The following is a 16399-nucleotide window of genomic DNA, read 5'->3' on the forward strand; positions in this document are numbered from 1 at the left end:
CCGACATGGCCGAGACCGACACTAGAAAAACTATCGTGCTGACCGGCGCCAGCCGCGGCATCGGCCACGCCACGGTCAAGCGTTTTTCGCGCGAAGGCTGGCGCGTCATCACCTGTTCGCGGCAGGCTTTTGCCGAGGATTGCCCGTGGCCGGCTGGTCCCGAGGATCACATCAAGGTCGACCTCGCCGACCAGGAAGATGTCGGCATCGCCGTTTCCGAAATCCGCCACCGGCTGGAAGCGCATGGCGGCCAGCTGCACGCTCTGGTCAACAATGCCGGCATTTCGCCCAAGCTCAAGGATGGCAACAGCCGCATGGACTCGATCGACACGCCGATGCATGTCTGGCGCGACGTGTTCCAGGTCAATTTCTTCGCGCCGATCATGCTCGCGCGGGGGTTGTTCAAAGAGTTAGCCGCGGCCAAGGGCTCGATCGTCAACGTCACCTCGATCGCGGGCACGCGCGTGCATCCCTTCGCCGGCACTGCCTATGCGACATCGAAGGCCGCGCTCGGCTCGCTGACGCGCGAGATGGCGCATGACTTTGGTCCGCACGGGATCCGCGTCAACGCGATTGCACCCGGCGAAATCGACACCGCGATCCTCTCTCCGGGCACGGACAAGATCGTCGAGACGATCCCGATGCGGCGGCTCGGCAAAACGGCCGAGGTCGCCGACATCATCTTCTTTCTGTGTTCGCAGCAGGCGTCCTATGTGACGGGCTCGGAAATCCACATCAATGGCGGTCAGCACGTTTGAGCCGGCTGCTCATCCGGCTATGGTCAGAACAGCCTTGCCGCTGAAGCTCCGCTGGCGCAGGGCGTCCACGGCCTGGGCGATATCCGTCCACGGCATGGTCAAGGAAACGCGGGTTTCCAGCCGGCCAGCCGCGACCAGAGCGAGCAGCGAGGCGATGTCGGCGCCAATGCCCGAGCCGGACATGTAGTAGGCGAACGTCTGGAGCCGCGCCCCCTCATGACCGGGAACGAACTGGCGGAAGCCAATGGGGGTGAGTTCGCCGCTGCTTGAACCGAACATGACTATGGTGCCGCCCGGCGCGACACGTTCAATCGCGTGCGCAAGGCTTTCGTCGCCGACCGACTCGGTGATCAGCGAAAACGGCCCCTTGGCCTGCTCGATCGACTCGACAACTTGCTCGGCTCCCAACTGGCGGAGATCCTCCGCGTGCCGTGCGGCAGCGATCGCGGTTACCGAGGCACCTTGCTCGCGGGCGATCTGGATCTGGAAACGACCGACCGCGCCGCTGGCGCCGGTGATCAGCACCTGCTGATCGGCGAGGTCGCCGCCATGGCGCAAAGTCCTCAGCGCCGTCGTGCCCGCCACGGGAAGCGTGGCGGCGGAGACGGAGCTGACCTCATTCGGCAGGACGGCGAGACGGTCGGTTGAAACGGCGACCCGTTCGGCCCAGCCGGCCTCGTCGACCAAAGCCACAACGCGGGTACCGACAACTGGCCCGGAGCCATCGGCTGCCGCCCGTTCGACAACCCCAACGATATCCTGGCCAGGTATCCAGCCGTCCTGACGTATGGCGAGCAGGCGCAGTTCGCCACGGTTCAACGAGGTTGCGTGGACGGCGACCAGGGCCTCGTTCGCGCGAGGTTGTGGCTCAACCACTTCGGCGAGCTTCAATCTGGCGGCGTTGTCGGAAGAGATGGTGAGGGCGAGCATGGCGTCTTCCTTTGCCAATTGGCGAGAAGGAGCCGAGCCTACCGATTTGCGTTGACGAATAATCTAGATATAAAATCAATCGATCGCTAAAAACAGGCAAATATGAGACAGCCTCTTCGTTACCCCTGGCTCAATTTCGACGTCGACGACGTCCTTGCTCCGGCGATCGCCGTACGTGTCGACGTTACCGAGACCAAAGCTGAGGTGTCGCAGCATTGGCATCGCAAGGGGCAACTCGTCTTCGCGCTTGGCGGCGGCGTCACCTGCCGTGTTCCCAGTGGCCTCTGGATGGTGCCGCCGCACTGCGGTGTGTGGGTGCCGAGCCGCATGGAACACAGCAACATCGCGACGGCCAACGCCCGGATATTCTTCGTCTACATCGAGCCCGGTGCTGCCGAACTGCCGGACCGGTGCTGCACGCTTTCGATCTCGCCGCTGCTGCGCGAGCTCATCATCGAACTGTCGGACTGCGCGCCGGACGATGTAAGGTGTGGTTTCCTGGGAAGTGTGCTGCTTGCCGAACTGCCTGATATGCCTGTCCAGCAATTGCATCTGCCTCTATCTTCGGAGCCACGCTTGCGGCGGATCGCCGAAGCGTTGGCGGAAGACCCCGCCGACCGCAGCACGCTGGCGGAGTGGGCCAATCGTGTCGCGCTCAGCGAGAGCAGTCTCGCGCGTCTCATCGTGAAGGAGACAGGCTTAAGCTTCGGCCGCTGGCGTCAGCAATTGCACTTGATCGTTGCGATAAGGGAGCTGGCTTCGGGCGCCAGCGTTCAGCGGGTTTCGGGTGATCTCGGCTATGAGTCCGTCACAGCTTTCATCACCATGTTCAAAAAGGCGCTCGGCAAGCCTCCCGCACAGTATCTCAGCAGCATCGCACAGAATGGCGGTTCTGCATTCGTACGATCAGCTTAGGCAGCGGACGGTTCAACCGCCTCTGGCTTGTGCCCCAGCACCTCTTCCACGATCCCGCGCGCGATCTCGCGTTCGCCCATGATGACCGTATCGGCGCCGAGCCCCTTGAGGTGCTCGACTTCTGCATCGGAGTGCGCGCGGGCGATGACGTTGATGCCGGGGTTGGCGGCACGCGCCCTGAGCACGATCTGGCCGGCCTCGAAGGCATTGGGGATGGCGAGGATCAAACGCCTGGCGCCTTCGGGATTTGCAGCGGCAAACACTTCGGCGTTGGCCGCATTGCCGGAGACGGTTTCGATGCCGTCCGCTTTCAGCTTCGCCAGCGTCTTGTCGGCGTCCTCGATGACGAGGAAGGGCAGAGCGGCCTGTCTAAGCGCCGCGCCGACGAGGTTACCGACGCGGCCATAGCCGATCAGGATCGCATGGTCGGTAAGGCCAGTCCTGGGCGGCGGACCATCCACCTTGGCTGCCGCCGCTACCGACGCGACCTGTCCGGGTTCCGTCGCCGGCCCGATCGGCTTTGCCTCCGTTGCAGGCGCTTTGCGGGCGGCACGGGCCTCGAGCCACGGCTTCATCCAGTCGATGACCAGGAACATCAGCGGGTTGAGCACGATCGACAGGATGGCGCCGGCCAGGATCAGATCGCGGCCCTGTTCAGGCAACAGTTTCAACCCGACGCCGAGCTCGGCCAGGATGAAGGAGAATTCGCCGATCTGGGCAAGGCTTGCGGAGATCACCAAGGCCGTGGCCAGGGGATAGCCGAAGGCGATGACGATGACGAAGGCCGCCAGCGACTTGCCGATAATGATGATGGCGAGCGTCGCCAGGATCGGCAGGCCGTTGCTGAGCAGGCTGAACGGATCGAACAGCATGCCGACCGAGACGAAGAACAGCACCGAGAAGGCGTCGCGCAGCGGCAGCGACTCTTCGGCGGCGCGATGGCTGAGTTCGGATTCGCTCATGATCATGCCGGCGAAGAAGGCGCCCAGCGCCAGCGACACGCCGAACAGCTTTGCCGCGCCGAAGGCGACGCCGAGCGCGATTGCCAGCACCGCAAGCCGGAACAGTTCGCGCGAGCCGGTATGGGCGACATAGTGGAGGATCCAGGGAATGACCCTGCGCCCTACGACCAGCATGACGACGACGAAAGCGGCGACCTTGGCCAGAGTGACGCCGACGACGCCCCAGATGCCGTAGCTGGCAGGCAGCGACAGCAGGCCGCTGGCATGGGCATCAGCCTGTTCCTGGCCGCCGAGCACGCCAGCAAGCGCCGGAAGCAGCACCAGCGCCAGCACCATGGCCAGATCCTCGACGATCAGCCAGCCAACGGCGATACGGCCGCGTTCGGTCTCGATTATGCGGCGCTCCTGCAAGGCCCGTAGCAGCACGACGGTGGAAGCCACCGACAGCGCCAGGCCGAAGACCAGTCCTGCGCCCATCGACCAGCCGAGCATCCAGGCAAGCCCGGCACCGAGTGCCGTGGCAAAGCCGATCTGGACGATCGCACCGGGCACGGCGATGGCGCGGACCGACAGCAGGTCCTTGAGCGAGAAATGCAGGCCGACGCCGAACATCAGCAGGATGACGCCGATTTCGGCCAGTTCGTTGGCAAGGCCGGCATCGGCGACGAAACCCGGCGTGTTCGGCCCGACCAGCACGCCGGCTACGAGATAACCGACCAGCGGTGGGATGCGGAACCGATTGGCGAGAGCGCCGAAGACGAAAGCCAGCCCCAGACCGGCAACGATGGTGGCGATAAGGGGCGTGTCATGCGGCATTGTCTATGGAGCGCCTTTCAGATTAGCGATGTCGGGTGTGCGCCGCCCGAAGCCGCCGCTCGTTTGCAATATGGTGGAAGGGGTGATGGTGATGCAACCCGCGAGGGTGCGAAAATCGACGGTGAGGCCGCAAAATGCTTGGCCGGCGGCCGAGATGCCGCCGGCCCGCAGCAGTTTTGATTGCGGCTGCGGACGTGATGGGAACGCCTCGCGAAACCGAAATTTTCCATCCGCCAACGCCGGCCGAACCCCCGCCGGCGGGGGCCAAAGATTGAAAACCGCCGGCTGGCGACTTTAATCTACTGAATTGGTAGAAATTAGAAAAAACTGTTTTGCCAGACAAAGGGCAAGCGGCTAAAAAGAGCTGAAATCAAGGCTCGCTTCAGCGGCTTGAATCCGCCCACACCCTGGATGTGGAATATTTTTCTCCTGCCTTTCGCGGTTGCGAAAAAGCGATTGCCTGCCATCGCAGGATGCGCGAGTGCTTTGCTTCTGGTTTTTCGCGCTCGGGCGTAAAACTGCAATCCTGTTCAGGATTCCGCTCACCGCCATGTCGCACGTCACCCCAAAGCTCAATGCCTTCCCCGTCTTCATGCGGATCGAGGGCGAAGCCGTGGCCATCGTCGGCGGCGGCGATGAGGCATTGGCCAAGGCGCGGCTGATCGGGCAGTCGAGCGCGGTGCTGCGCATCATCGCCGAAAATGCCGAACCCGAGCTCTTGGCGTTCATTGCTCAGTCCGGCGCAAGCCTTGTTGCAGCGGCCTACGATGCTTCGCAGCTCGAAGGCGCGGTCATGGTGTTTGCCGCCAGCGGCGATGAGGCGCTTGACCGCCGCGTCGCCACGGATGCGCGCCGCTTGAGCATTCCGGTCAATGCCGTCGACCGGCCCGAGCTCTGCGATTTCTTTACCCCGGCCCTGGTCAATCGCGCGCCGGTCGCCATCGCCATTGGAACCGAAGGCGCCGGCCCCGTGCTTGCCCAGATGCTGCGCAGCCGTATCGACCAGATGCTGTCGCCGTCGCTCGGGTCGCTGGCAACGCTTGCCGCTTCGTTGCGCGGTGCGGCCGAGAAACTGCTGCCGAAAGGCAATGCCCGCCGCCGGTTCTGGAGCAGTTTTTTCCAGGGTGCACCGGCCCATGCGGTGGAAGCCGGCCAGCTGTCGCAGGCGCATGACGCAGCTGTGGATCTTCTGCTGTCGAACGCGCCGGCTGTGGGCCACATCGCGCTGGTCGGCGCCGGTCCGGGCGCCGAGGATCTTTTGACGTTGCGGGCGCATCGCCTGCTGATGGAAGCCGATGTCATCGTCCATGACGCGCTGGTGCCTGAGGCGGTCGTTGCCATGGGCCGCCGCGACGCTGAGCGTCTGCCGGTCGGCAAACGCAAGGGATGCCACACCAAGAGCCAGGCGGAGATCAATGCGCTGCTGGTTGAACTCGGCCGACAGGGCAAGCGCGTCGTGCGGCTGAAGTCTGGCGATCCGCTGGTGTTCGGGCGGGCCGGCGAGGAGATGGCGGCACTGCGCGATGCCGGCATTGCCTATGAGGTGGTTCCGGGCGTCACCGCGGCCTTTGCCGCCGCGGCCGATTTCGAACTGCCGCTGACCTTGCGTGGTGTGTCTTCCTCGATGGTGTTCACCACCGGCCACGATCTCAAAGGCAATTCATTGCCCGACTGGGCCAAGCTTGCGATCTCCGGCGCCACGGTCGCCGTCTACATGGGCCGCTCGGTCGCGGCCGAAGTCGCCGGCCGTCTGATCGGAGCCGGGCTGTCGCCGGACACGGCGGTGGCCGTTGTCGAGAATGCCAGCCTGCGAAACCGCCGCCGTTTCCACGGCACGCTGGCCGACCTGCCGTCGCTGGAGGCGCGCGCCGATCTTTCCGGGCCGGTCATGACCATCATCGGCGATGCCGTTGCCGGCGCCAATTTTGAACGGTCCGAGCCGCTCACGGCATACAGGCATGAAAGCGCGGCCAAAGCCGCCACTGAGAGAGTTCAGCCATGAAGATACTGACCGCCAACCGCCTGACCGATGGCATTGCCGTCTGGTATGCCGATGGCGGCTGGGCCGAGACCGTGGACCATGCCGACCTCGCCCATGACAAGGCCGCCGAGGACCGCCTGGAGGCGATTGGCGCCAAGGCCTATGCCTCCAATCAAGTGGTCGACGTCAATCTGATCGACGCTGATGTCGTCGACGGCATTGTCGAGCCGGTGCGGTTGCGTGAAAAAATCCGCGCCGCAGGACCGACCATCCGCAGCGATCTCGGCAAGCAGGCCGAGCGGGCGGCGTAGCCAAGATTTAAGTGAAACGGGCGGACGCGCCCTGAAAGACGAAACATGTACCGTTACGATGAGTTCGATCACGATTTTGTCCAGGCCCGTGTCGCCGAGTTCAGCGATCAGGTCGAGCGCCGGCTGTCTGGCGAGATCACCGAGGACCAGTTCCGGCCGCTGCGGCTGATGAACGGCGTCTACTTGCAGCTGCACGCCTACATGCTGCGCATCGCGGTGCCCTATGGGACGCTGAGCGGCAAGCAGCTGCGCATGCTCGGCCACATCGCACGCAAATACGACAAGGGCTACGGCCATTTCACGACGCGCCAGAACATCCAGTTCAACTGGCCGGCGCTGTCGGACATTCCGGCGATCCTGGCCGATCTCGCCAGCGTCGAGATGCATGCCATCCAGACCAGCGGCAATTGCATCCGCAACGTCACCGCGGACCATTTCGCTGGTGCCGCCGCCGACGAGGCCGCCGATCCGCGCCCCTACGCGGAAATCCTGCGGCAATGGTCGTCGGTGCATCCGGAATTCTCGTTCCTGCCGAGAAAATTCAAGATCGCGGTGACGGGTGCGGAGCGCGACCGCGCCGCCATCCAGACGCATGACATCGGCCTGCATCTGAAGAAGAACGCCGCTGGCGAGCTCGGCTTTGCCGTCTATATCGGTGGCGGCCAGGGCCGCACGCCGATGGTGGCGAAGAAGATCCGCGACTTCCTGCCGGAAGCCGACCTTCTGTCCTACTGCACGGCGATCCTGCGCGTTTACAACCTCTATGGCCGCCGCGACAACAAGTACAAGGCGCGCATCAAGATCCTGGTCCACGAGACCGGCGTCGAGGAAATCACCCGTCAGGTCGAGGCCGAGTGGCAGGAGCTGAAGGACGCCGAACTGAAGCTGCCGGAAGCCGACATCCGCGCCATCGAGGCTTATTTCGCGCCGCCGGCTCTTACTGAGCGGCCGGAGGGCGACCATGCGGTCAAGCTCGCCCGCCTGGATTCGAAGGGTTTTTCGGAGTGGCTCGACCAGAATGTGGTGACGCACCGCCATCCCGACTATGCGGCGGTGACGATCTCGCTGAAGGGCATCGGCGAGGTGCCGGGCGATGCTTCCGACAGCCAGATGGAAGCGGTTGCCGACATCGCCGAAAAATACGCCTTCGACGAGCTGCGCGTCAGCCATGAGCAGAACCTGATCCTGCCGCATGTGGCGCGCGCCGACCTCAAGGAGGTCTATGACGCGCTGGTCGATATCGGGCTGGCGACGGCCAATTCCAATTTGATATCGGATATCATCGCGTGCCCGGGGCTCGACTATTGCGCGCTGGCGACGGCGCGCTCGATCCCGATCGCGCAGGAAATCTCGCAACGCTTCGCATCGCTGGAGCGGCAGCGCGAGATCGGCGAACTGAAGCTGAAGATTTCAGGCTGCATCAATGCCTGCGGCCACCACCATGTCGGTCACATCGGCATCCTCGGCGTCGAGAAGAAGGGCTCCGAGCTCTATCAGGTGACGCTGGGCGGTTCGGCTGACGAGAACACGTCGGTCGGCGAGATCATCGGCCGCGGCTTCTCGTCGGAAGAGATCACCGACGCCATCGAGCAGATCGTCGAGACTTATCTCGGCCTTCGGCTCAACCCCAGTGAAAGATTCATCGACGCCTACCGCCGTGTCGGTCCCGCGCCGTTCAAGGAGGCGCTCTATGCTGGCGAAACCAAGGCCGCTTGACCGCATTGTCGAAGTCGATGACGGCGTCGCCGCCAAGGCGGCGGGGCTTGACGCGCTTTACGGTCATCTGAAGCCGCTCGAGATCATCGAACGCGCGGCCGGCGAACTGTTTCATGACGAGATCGCCGCCGTGTCGTCCTTTGGGGCGGATTCGGCGGTGCTGCTGCATATGATTTCCGAGATCGACCGGTCGCTGCCGGTCATCTTCCTCGATACCGGCAAGCATTTCGATGAAACGCTTGGCTACCGCGACGCGCTCGTTGCCGATTTCGGGCTGACCAACATCCAAGTGATCAAACCCGACGAAGCAGCGCTCGAACGGATCGACCCGACGGGCAATCTGCACCAGAGCGACACCGACGCCTGCTGCGGCATACGCAAGGTCGAGCCGCTGGCGCGTGGCGTGGCGCCGTTCCGTGCCTGGCTCACCGGGCGCAAGCGCTTCCAGGCCTCGACGCGGGCTGCGCTTCCGGTGTTCGAGGCGGTCGGCGCGCGCATTCGCATCAACCCGCTGGCGCACTGGACGACATCGGACCAGGCCGACTACATGCGCGCGCATGCGCTGCGCGAAAATCCGCTGGTCGCCTATGGCTACCTGTCGATAGGCTGTTTCCCGTGCACGCAGCCGGTGCAGCCGGGCGAGGATGCGCGCAGCGGCCGCTGGGCCGGTCATGCCAAGACCGAGTGCGGCATTCACCTGTCGGGACTGGAAGTTTCGCTGACCGACGCATCACTATAGGGCGGGTTGATATTCAGGTGAGGCTGGCCTGCAAACGACAGCTTCCGGTGCTCACGTACTTCAAGTACGCTCCGCTCGTCGCAAGGGCGACCCCGGAAGCCGCCATTTTCGGCGCAGCCTGACCTGAATCTCAACACATCCTTGGCTCGTTTGAATATTTAGGACCTTTTTTATGACCGAAACGACGACACCGGAGACCCGGCTCTGGACCCCGGAGGGTTTTCGCGAGGATGAGTGGGCTCATGCCGAAAGCGCTGACGCGCTGTCCGGCAATGGCCGCTTCATCCTGCCGCTGCAGGCGTTCCTCGATCTTGATCCCGAGGTGCGCCGCTCGGCCAAGGAGCGGCTCGGCGTCGTTTTGCAGCCCGGTGATCAGCTTGAGAAGATCGCCGACCTGCTCGACCAGCTGTCGCTGGTGGCGCTGGTGTTTCCGGCCTTCAGCGACGGGCGCTCCTTCTCCAAGGCTGAACTGCTGCGCAGCCGCTATCATTTCGAGGGTGCCGTTCGTGCCACCGGCCAGGTGCTGGTCGACCCGCTGCCGCATATGCTGCGGCTTGGCTTCGACGAGTTCGAGATTTCAAACCCGGTGCTGTTGAAGCGCCTGGAAGAGGGCCGCACCGGCGGGTTGGGGCTCTATTACCAGCCGACCGCCGTGCCGGAGCCCAACGGCCCGAAATATTCCTGGCGGCGCGTTCGCAGCAGCTGACGCTGCGGTAATTGCGCGCGTCTTTACATCGCTCGTGATCGGGCCTTCTCTGAGCTGTCCGGACGGAAACATCCGCCGGATGCGAGGAGGAAACCATGGCTTTCGACTATGTGATCGCCGGCGGCGGGTCCGCTGGCTGTGCGCTTGCCGCACGGCTTTCCGAAGATCCATCGAAAACGGTCTGCCTGATCGAAGCCGGCGGCGAGGGCAGGGATATGCTGATTCGGGCTCCGGCCGGCATCATTGGCATGCTTTCTGGCCGGCCGAAGATCAACAACTGGGCCTTCGAGACCGTGCCGCAGGACGGGCTTGGCGGCCGCAAGGGCTATCAGCCGCGCGGCAAGGCGCTGGGTGGCTCCAGCGCCATCAACGCCATGCTTTATGTCAGGGGCCATCGCAGCGATTATGACGAATGGGCCGATCTCGGCTGTGAGGGCTGGTCATGGGACGAGGTGCTGCCCTATTTCCGACGCGCCGAAAGCAACGAGCGCGGCACGGACGCCCTGCATGGCGGCGACGGTCCGCTGAAAGTTTCGAACCAGCGTTCGCCGCGGCCAATCGCAAAAGCCTTCATCGAGGCCTGCGCGGAAAACCAGATCCGCATGACGGACGATTTCAACGGGCCGGAGCAAGAGGGCGCCGGCTATTTCCAGGTCACGCAATTTGCCGGCGGCGCGCGCAACGGCGAGCGCTGTTCGGCGGCCGCCGCCTATATTCATCCGGTGATGCAGCGGGCCAATCTGACCGTCATTACGCGGGCGCATGCCACGGGCGTCGTCCTTGACGGCAAGCGCGCCACGGGCGTCCGCTACCGCACCCGCCAGGGAGAGGCGGTGGCGCAGGCGTCGCGCGAGGTGATCCTGTGCGGCGGTGCCTTCGGCTCACCGCAACTGTTGCTGTTGTCCGGTATCGGCCCGGCCGCCGAACTTGCCATGCACGGCATTCCCGTCACCCACGAATTGCCGGGTGTCGGCAAGAATTTGCAGGACCATCTCGATTTCATCGTCGGCTGGAAATCAAGGGATACCGACATGCTCGGCATGAGCCCGCGCGGCGCGGTCGGTTTCCTCAGGCATATCCTGCAGTGGCGGCGGGATGGCACCGGACTGATCTCCTCGCCGGCCGCCGAAAGCGGCGCTTTCGTCAAATCCGATCCGGCGCTCGATCGTCCTGACCTGCAATTGCAGTTCATTATCGGCCTGGTCGAGAACCATGCGCGCACGCTGCACTATGGCTTTGGTTTCTCCTGCCATGTCTGCATCTTGCGGCCGCACTCACGCGGTGAGGTCGGCCTGGTCAGCGCCGATCCGCTGGCCGCGCCGCGCATCGATCCACGCTTCCTCGAAGACGAACGCGATGCCGAGCTGTTGCTGAAGGGCGTGAAGCTCACCCGGCAGGTGCTGGGCTCACCGGCGCTGGCGCGCTATCGGCACAAGGAAATGCACATCGCCGGCGCGCCAGGCGATGCCGACTTGATGGGACATATCCGCGCCCGCGCCGACACCGTCTATCACCCGGTCGGCTCTTGCCGCATGGGCGTCGACGAGATGGCGGTGGTCGATCCGCAATTGCGGGTCCATGGGCTTGAAGCCTTGCGGGTCGTCGATGCCTCGGTGATGCCGACGCTGATCGGCGGCAACACCAATGCGCCGACGATCATGATTGCCGAAAAGGCGGCGGATATGATCAAGGCTGCCGCCTGACCTTGGTCGAACCAGTGGCGCTAGTCTTAGCGTCTTGTGGACGACAATAACGACTTTGTAGGTCCGATCGTGGAAAACTGGTCGTACCAATTGTGCGATTTGCGCTTTCCCTTTGGCCATCCTGCCCTTAGGATAGGTCCATTATTTCGCACTCCGAAATAAATGGCCACAAGGGAGGAACCAGAAAATGGCTGGCAAGAAGATATTGATGCTCGTTGGCGAGTTCAGCGAGGAGTATGAGATTTTCGTCTTTGAACAGGCCATGCATGCGGTCGGCCACACCGTGCATGTCGTCTGCCCGGACAAGAAGGCGGGCGATATCCTGAAGACGTCACTGCACGATTTCGAAGGCCACCAGACCTATACCGAAAAGCTCGGCCACGACTACATCCTCAACAAGACGTTTTCCGAGGTGGATCCGGCCCAATACGATGCGGTCTACGCGGCGGGCGGGCGCGGTCCCGAATACATCCGCATCGACAAGCGGGTGCAGGCGCTGGTGCGACATTTCCACGATGCCGGCAAGCCGATCTTCACCATCTGCCATGGCGTGCAGATCCTGATCGCGGTCGATGGCGTTGTGCGGGGCAGGGAAGTGGCGGCACTTCACTATTGCGAGCCGGAAGTGACGCTGGCCGGCGGCATCTACATCGATGTCGCGCCGACCGGCGCCCATGTCGACGGCAATCTCGTTTCAGCCAAGGGCTGGCCGGGCCTGTCCAACTTTATCCGCGAATGCCTCAAAGTGCTGGGTACGGAAATCCGCCACGGCGAGATCCTGATGCGCGACGAGCGCCAGGCCGCCTGATCCAGGATTTTCAGGGCTGCCGCGCCCATGGCGCGGCGGCCTTTCCATAGCAATTCCGGACGCAAAACCGTTCACACTTTTCCTGGAATTGACCTACATAACCGCCCGTGCTTCGCGGAACGACACCAGCTTGCGGCGGCTTTCATCCCACAGCGCCAGTTTGACGCAACGCAGGCTGTCGAGCAGCGTGACGCGACCGATGCCGCGCAGCTCTGGATAGTCCCGCAACACTTCCTGCAACCGGTAGCCCGGCACCTTGGCGGAGAGGTGGTGGACGTGGTGGACGCCGATGTTACCGGTGAACCAATTCAGCACCGGCGGCAGGTCGTAGTAGGACGAGCCATGCAAGGCGGCGTGCTGGAATTCCCAGTCGTCGTCCTTTTCCCATTCCGTCTCCTCGAACTGGTGCTGGACATAGAACAGCCAGACGCCGGCCGAACCGGCGAGGATAACGATCGGCAGATGAACAACCAGGAAGGCACCGGGGCCGACGGCCCAGATAAGCAGGGCTGCCGCAAGCGCGATGGCGAGATTGGTGGTCATGGATGACACCCAGGGCGTCAGTCCGCCGCGCATCATGCCGATCGGCAGCCTTTGCGAGAAGATGAACAGCCAGATCGGTCCCAGCCCGAACATCACCAGGGGATGGCGATAGAGACGGTAGCCAAGGCGCCCGCGCCAGGACAATTGTCGGTATTCGGCAACGGTCAGCGTTCGGATGTCGCCCATGCCGCGCTCATCGAGATTGCCGGCGCTGGCATGATGCACGGCGTGGGCGCGCCGCCAGCAATCATAGGGTGTCAGCGTCAGGACGCCGAGCGCCCGGCCGATCCAGTCGTCGGCATAGCGGTTGGCGAAGAAGGAGCCATGGCCGCAATCGTGCTGGATCATGAAGATGCGCACCAGGAACCCGGCCGCCGGAAGGATCAGGATCAGGCCCCACCAATGGCCATAGGCATAGGCGGCCGAGGACAGCGCCCAGAGCGTGGCAAACGGGATGAGGGTGATGGCGAGTTCGATGGCGCTGCGCCGCCGGTCCGGCTTCTTGTAGCGCGCCAGAATCTTCAACCAGGCGCGCTTGCTGTTGGCGGCCGCATCGGGGGAAATCATGTTCATCAGGAAGCATAGGCGGGGCGTGTGGCCGCCGCAAGGCGAGGATCACGTGAAATTACTGCGCGTAATTGACGCTTATCGACCGAGCAGGCTTTGGACGGATGCCTTACTGATCGCGCCGGCCCGCATTATCATTCTCCGCGCCATCAAGGCGGTCGAGCAATTCCCGGAAACGGTCAGGAATGCCAGCTTCAGGGCGGAAGGTCGGCAAAGTGCGCAGAAAGCGCGTCATCGCCTCGGCGCCAAACTGGCGCCGGACTTCGCCAGCGAGCCCTGCTCCCTTTTCGGCTTTATTGTTGGTCATCATCTCAAAATCCTTTGTCGGTTTCGAAACTCCTCCAGCAAGGGAATGGTTCCCCCATAGCTCTATCAGGGCAAGTAAAGCCGGCGGTTACGGTAAAATTTGAATTAAAATTGAAATGGCGTGATCTTCGCCTGCATATCCATCAGATCGCCGCCTCCGGCGCTTACCCCTTGATTTTTGGCTGCCAAACCTCGATATCGGGCACAAAATCCACACCATTCGAGATGACGGGAAACGGCGATGAGCGACCAGGCAAAAGACGAACGCGCGCCCAGTGAAGCCGAAGCGGCCGAGGCCAATGCCGAGCGCACGGAAGGCAGCATCGACGGCGACTATGAAGCGCTTGTGCGGCTGCTGAAGGAAAATGAAGAGCTGAAGGACCGCGCGCTGCGCGTCGCGGCCGAGATGGAAAACCTGCGCCGCCGCACCGCGCGCGACGTGCACGACGCCCGCACTTACGCGGTTGCGAATTTCGCCCGCGACATGTTGTCGGTGTCGGACAATCTGCGCCGCGCGCTGGACGCCATACCGGCTGAGGCCAAGGCGTCGGGCGACGCCGGCTTCAAGGCGCTGATCGAAGGCGTCGACCTGACCGAGCGCGCCATGCTGTCGGCGCTGGAGCGCCATGGGGTAAAGAAGCTTACGCCGGAAGGCGAGAAGTTCGATCCCAATTTCCACCAGGCGATGTTCGAAGTGCCCAACCCCGATGTTCCAGCCAACACCGTGGTCCAGGTCGTGCAGCCGGGCTATTCGATCGGCGAGCGCGTGCTGCGTCCGGCCATGGTCGGCGTCGCCAAGGGTGGCCCTAAGTTCGCAGCCGAGGCGCCGGTCGAACCGGGGCCGGTGAATGAGCAGGCGGAGAAGGATGCGTAGTTCGGGCAGTAGGGCAGTAGGGCAGTAGGGCAGTAGGAGGATAGGGGCGTCCCAACCCTCCGGCTTCGTGTTAAACATACTGCCTTACTGCCCTATTCCCCTACTGCCTTGGCGTTCCATGCATCCCATCGCCCTTCTCGACTATGCCGGTGTCGCCGTTTTCGCGGCGACCGGGGCGCTGGCTGCGTCGCGCAAACAGCTCGACATCATCGGGTTCCTGTTCCTGGCCAGCGTCACCGGTATCGGCGGCGGCACGTTTCGTGACCTCATCCTCAATGTGCCGGTGTTCTGGGTGATAAACCGCGACTATGTGCTGATCTGCGCGGTGGTGGCGGTGCTGGTCTTCTTCACCGCGCATCGGGTCGAATCCCGCTACAAGCTGCTGCTGTGGCTGGACGCCATCGGGCTGGCCGCCTTTTCGGTGATGGGAGCGGCAAAGGGCCTGGCCATCACCGGCTCGCCGGTCGTTTCGATCATCACCGGCATGCTGACCGCGACCTTTGGCGGCATATTGCGCGATTTGCTGGCCGGCGAGCCATCGGTGTTGCTGAGGCCGGAGATCTACGTCACGGCCGCTCTGGCGGGCGCCGCAATCTTCACACTGGGCGACGTCGCCGGCTTACCGCAGATTGTCTCGGGGTTGGCCGGTTTCGTCGTGGCGCTTGCCGTGCGCGGCGGTGCGCTGCGTTTCGGCTGGTCGTTTCCGTCCTACAAGAGCCGCCCCGGCCGGCGGCCGGAAGACATTCCGTGAAAAGAAGCGAGTAGGGGGTAGGATGACAAGCCGCAGAATCGCGGCGTCGCTATTCGCTATTCGTCACGCCGCAAAGCGCTGCGCTTCCCCGCCATAGTAGTTGACGTAGCGGGCGCCGATCTCCTTGACCGGCATCACCACGAAGACGTCGACGGTCGAGAATTCGCGGTCGATGACGCAGCCATCGCCGATGCGGGCACCGACCCTCAGATAGCCCTTGACCAGAGGCGGCATCGCCGCGATCGCCGTCTTGGCGTTGACCGCCTCGATCGGCATCAGGTCCATGGAGCAGTACCGATCGGACACCGCGCGCACGTCCCAGGCCGAATTGGTGCGGCAGTGATGGGCGAGATAGGTGAGCGCCTCGGCATGCGCGGCCGGCACGGTGCCATGGAATGAGGCGCAGCCGGTCATCACGCCGATTTCGTAGTGATTGATGTAGGCCCAGATGCCTTGCCACAGCGCCTCGATGGTGCGCTTCGAGCGGTATTGCGGCAAAACACAGGAACGGCCAAGTTCGAGAAAACGCTGGCCGGGGTGACGGGCGATGAGCTTGGTCAGCTCGAATTCGCCTTCGGAATAGAAGCCGCCGGCGGTGGCCGCGATTTCTTGCCGCAGCAGCCGGTAGGTGCCGACGATGCGGCGATGTTCGGGGCCGGAAAGGGTGGTATCCAGGACCAGCAGATGATCGCAGAGCGGATCGAACCGGTCCGCGTCACGGCGGTCATGCGCCTGGAACAGGTCCTTCCTGGCGCCAAGTTCGTCGTAAAATACCCGGTAACGCACTTCCTGAGCGGCCGCAATCTCGGCCTCGTTGCGGGCAAGCCGCACTTCGAGATTGCCGATACGGCCGAGTGCTGCGCCCTTTATGACGGAATCGACGTTACGTCCGGCGAGCAAGGCGCTGCTGGCGTTCGGCCGAGTGTCACATTCCGGCATAACTGTATGCACGAGTGATTCTCCTTCGAGCCATCCCTCTTGGCACGGGGATACGGTGTAGGTGCAACAGGATT

General features: G+C 63.4%; 17 protein-coding genes. 12 read left to right on the forward strand and 5 right to left on the reverse strand.

Annotated elements, in window-relative coordinates:
• Nucleotides 1-5: 5 nt before the first annotated feature.
• Nucleotides 6-758 (forward strand): SDR family NAD(P)-dependent oxidoreductase, encoded by a 753-nt coding sequence (locus ACZYHG_RS11950; RefSeq protein WP_027031095.1) that lies wholly within the window; start codon nt 6-8, stop codon nt 756-758.
• 9 nt (nt 759-767) lie between these two features.
• Here ACZYHG_RS11950 and ACZYHG_RS11955 read toward each other — a convergent pair whose 3' ends face one another.
• On the reverse strand, nt 768-1688 hold the full coding sequence (locus tag ACZYHG_RS11955) for a zinc-binding dehydrogenase (RefSeq protein WP_464613951.1): 921 nt from the start codon (nt 1686-1688) through the stop codon (nt 768-770).
• A gap of 102 nt (nt 1689-1790) precedes the next feature.
• On the opposite strand from ACZYHG_RS11955, the gene ACZYHG_RS11960 reads away from it, so the two are divergent.
• Nucleotides 1791-2603 (forward strand): AraC family transcriptional regulator, encoded by an 813-nt coding sequence (locus ACZYHG_RS11960; RefSeq protein ID WP_464613952.1) that lies wholly within the window; start codon nt 1791-1793, stop codon nt 2601-2603.
• Here ACZYHG_RS11960 and ACZYHG_RS11965 read toward each other — a convergent pair.
• Together ACZYHG_RS11965 and ACZYHG_RS11970 are read right to left on the reverse strand one after the other, a co-directional pair.
• Complete coding sequence (locus tag ACZYHG_RS11965) at nt 2600-4381, reverse strand: cation:proton antiporter domain-containing protein (protein ID WP_464613953.1); 1782 nt, start codon at nt 4379-4381, stop codon at nt 2600-2602. The two genes, ACZYHG_RS11960 and ACZYHG_RS11965, sit on opposite strands and share 4 nt — an antisense overlap.
• Nucleotides 4382-4384: 3 nt before the next feature.
• A complete protein-coding gene (locus ACZYHG_RS11970; protein ID WP_464613954.1) occupies nt 4385-4618 on the reverse strand; it encodes a hypothetical protein in 234 nt (77 codons plus the stop codon).
• A 313-nt stretch (nt 4619-4931) separates the two neighbouring features.
• On the opposite strand from ACZYHG_RS11970, the gene cysG reads away from it, so the two are divergent.
• From cysG to ACZYHG_RS12005, 7 genes are all read left to right on the forward strand, one after another.
• Entirely contained in the window at nt 4932-6383 is a 1452-nt protein-coding gene (gene cysG, locus ACZYHG_RS11975) for a siroheme synthase CysG (protein ID WP_464613955.1), read from the forward strand.
• A complete protein-coding gene (locus tag ACZYHG_RS11980) occupies nt 6380-6673 on the forward strand; it encodes a DUF2849 domain-containing protein (RefSeq protein ID WP_464613956.1) in 294 nt (97 codons plus the stop codon). Before cysG ends, ACZYHG_RS11980 begins: the two co-directional genes overlap by 4 nt.
• A gap of 45 nt (nt 6674-6718) precedes the next feature.
• Nucleotides 6719-8389: a nitrite/sulfite reductase gene (locus tag ACZYHG_RS11985; protein WP_464613957.1), complete on the forward strand. Its 1671-nt coding sequence runs from the start codon at nt 6719-6721 to the stop codon at nt 8387-8389.
• On the forward strand, nt 8364-9128 hold the full coding sequence (locus tag ACZYHG_RS11990; RefSeq protein WP_464613958.1) for a phosphoadenylyl-sulfate reductase: 765 nt from the start codon (nt 8364-8366) through the stop codon (nt 9126-9128). The genes ACZYHG_RS11985 and ACZYHG_RS11990 overlap by 26 nt, the downstream gene beginning before the upstream one ends.
• A 172-nt stretch (nt 9129-9300) precedes the next feature.
• The gene (locus ACZYHG_RS11995; protein WP_464613959.1) at nt 9301-9834 is read left to right on the forward strand and encodes a DUF934 domain-containing protein; all 534 of its coding nucleotides are present in this window, start codon (nt 9301-9303) and stop codon (nt 9832-9834) included.
• A gap of 95 nt (nt 9835-9929) precedes the next feature.
• Entirely contained in the window at nt 9930-11537 is a 1608-nt protein-coding gene (locus ACZYHG_RS12000) for a GMC family oxidoreductase (RefSeq protein WP_464613960.1), read from the forward strand.
• Between the two features lie 187 nt (nt 11538-11724).
• Complete coding sequence (locus ACZYHG_RS12005; protein WP_464613961.1) at nt 11725-12345, forward strand: DJ-1/PfpI family protein; 621 nt, start codon at nt 11725-11727, stop codon at nt 12343-12345.
• Between the two features lie 93 nt (nt 12346-12438).
• On the opposite strand, the gene ACZYHG_RS12010 is transcribed toward ACZYHG_RS12005, so the two are convergent.
• The gene (locus tag ACZYHG_RS12010) at nt 12439-13461 is read right to left on the reverse strand and encodes a fatty acid desaturase (protein ID WP_464613962.1); all 1023 of its coding nucleotides are present in this window, start codon (nt 13459-13461) and stop codon (nt 12439-12441) included.
• Between ACZYHG_RS12010 and ACZYHG_RS12015 the strand changes: the two genes are divergently transcribed.
• The 3 genes from ACZYHG_RS12015 (at nt 13454) to ACZYHG_RS12025 (ending at nt 15386) form a co-directional block, all read left to right on the forward strand.
• Nucleotides 13454-13822, forward strand: coding sequence for a hypothetical protein (locus ACZYHG_RS12015; protein WP_464613963.1), 369 nt, complete (start codon nt 13454-13456; stop codon nt 13820-13822). The genes ACZYHG_RS12010 and ACZYHG_RS12015 overlap by 8 nt on opposite strands.
• Nucleotides 13823-14002: 180 nt before the next feature.
• Nucleotides 14003-14635, forward strand: coding sequence for a nucleotide exchange factor GrpE (gene grpE, locus ACZYHG_RS12020; RefSeq protein ID WP_464613964.1), 633 nt, complete (start codon nt 14003-14005; stop codon nt 14633-14635).
• A 118-nt stretch (nt 14636-14753) separates the two neighbouring features.
• A complete protein-coding gene (locus ACZYHG_RS12025; protein ID WP_464613965.1) occupies nt 14754-15386 on the forward strand; it encodes a trimeric intracellular cation channel family protein in 633 nt (210 codons plus the stop codon).
• A gap of 63 nt (nt 15387-15449) precedes the next feature.
• Here the strand turns inward: ACZYHG_RS12025 and olsB are convergent, their stop codons facing one another.
• Complete coding sequence (olsB, locus tag ACZYHG_RS12030; RefSeq protein WP_464614666.1) at nt 15450-16325, reverse strand: l-ornithine N(alpha)-acyltransferase; 876 nt, start codon at nt 16323-16325, stop codon at nt 15450-15452.
• Nucleotides 16326-16399: the final 74 nt, after the last annotated feature.

The organism is Mesorhizobium subarcticum (assembly GCF_055456085.1).

Excerpts from the sequence above, each read along its gene's own strand:
- ACZYHG_RS11950 (WP_027031095.1), top strand. The coding sequence starts at position 6 with ATGGCCGAGACCGACACTAGAAAAACTATCGTGCTGACCGGCGCCAGC.
- ACZYHG_RS11955 (WP_464613951.1), bottom strand. The coding sequence starts at position 1,688 with ATGCTCGCCCTCACCATCTCTTCCGACAACGCCGCCAGATTGAAGCTC.
- ACZYHG_RS11960 (WP_464613952.1), top strand. The coding sequence starts at position 1,791 with ATGAGACAGCCTCTTCGTTACCCCTGGCTCAATTTCGACGTCGACGAC.
- ACZYHG_RS11965 (WP_464613953.1), bottom strand. The coding sequence starts at position 4,381 with ATGCCGCATGACACGCCCCTTATCGCCACCATCGTTGCCGGTCTGGGG.
- cysG (WP_464613955.1), top strand. The coding sequence starts at position 4,932 with ATGTCGCACGTCACCCCAAAGCTCAATGCCTTCCCCGTCTTCATGCGG.
- ACZYHG_RS11980 (WP_464613956.1), top strand. The coding sequence starts at position 6,380 with ATGAAGATACTGACCGCCAACCGCCTGACCGATGGCATTGCCGTCTGG.
- ACZYHG_RS11985 (WP_464613957.1), top strand. The coding sequence starts at position 6,719 with ATGTACCGTTACGATGAGTTCGATCACGATTTTGTCCAGGCCCGTGTC.
- ACZYHG_RS11990 (WP_464613958.1), top strand. The coding sequence starts at position 8,364 with ATGCTGGCGAAACCAAGGCCGCTTGACCGCATTGTCGAAGTCGATGAC.
- ACZYHG_RS11995 (WP_464613959.1), top strand. The coding sequence starts at position 9,301 with ATGACCGAAACGACGACACCGGAGACCCGGCTCTGGACCCCGGAGGGT.
- ACZYHG_RS12000 (WP_464613960.1), top strand. The coding sequence starts at position 9,930 with ATGGCTTTCGACTATGTGATCGCCGGCGGCGGGTCCGCTGGCTGTGCG.
- ACZYHG_RS12005 (WP_464613961.1), top strand. The coding sequence starts at position 11,725 with ATGGCTGGCAAGAAGATATTGATGCTCGTTGGCGAGTTCAGCGAGGAG.
- ACZYHG_RS12015 (WP_464613963.1), top strand. The coding sequence starts at position 13,454 with ATGTTCATCAGGAAGCATAGGCGGGGCGTGTGGCCGCCGCAAGGCGAG.
- ACZYHG_RS12010 (WP_464613962.1), bottom strand. The coding sequence starts at position 13,461 with ATGAACATGATTTCCCCCGATGCGGCCGCCAACAGCAAGCGCGCCTGG.
- grpE (WP_464613964.1), top strand. The coding sequence starts at position 14,003 with ATGAGCGACCAGGCAAAAGACGAACGCGCGCCCAGTGAAGCCGAAGCG.
- ACZYHG_RS12025 (WP_464613965.1), top strand. The coding sequence starts at position 14,754 with ATGCATCCCATCGCCCTTCTCGACTATGCCGGTGTCGCCGTTTTCGCG.
- olsB (WP_464614666.1), bottom strand. The coding sequence starts at position 16,325 with ATGCCGGAATGTGACACTCGGCCGAACGCCAGCAGCGCCTTGCTCGCC.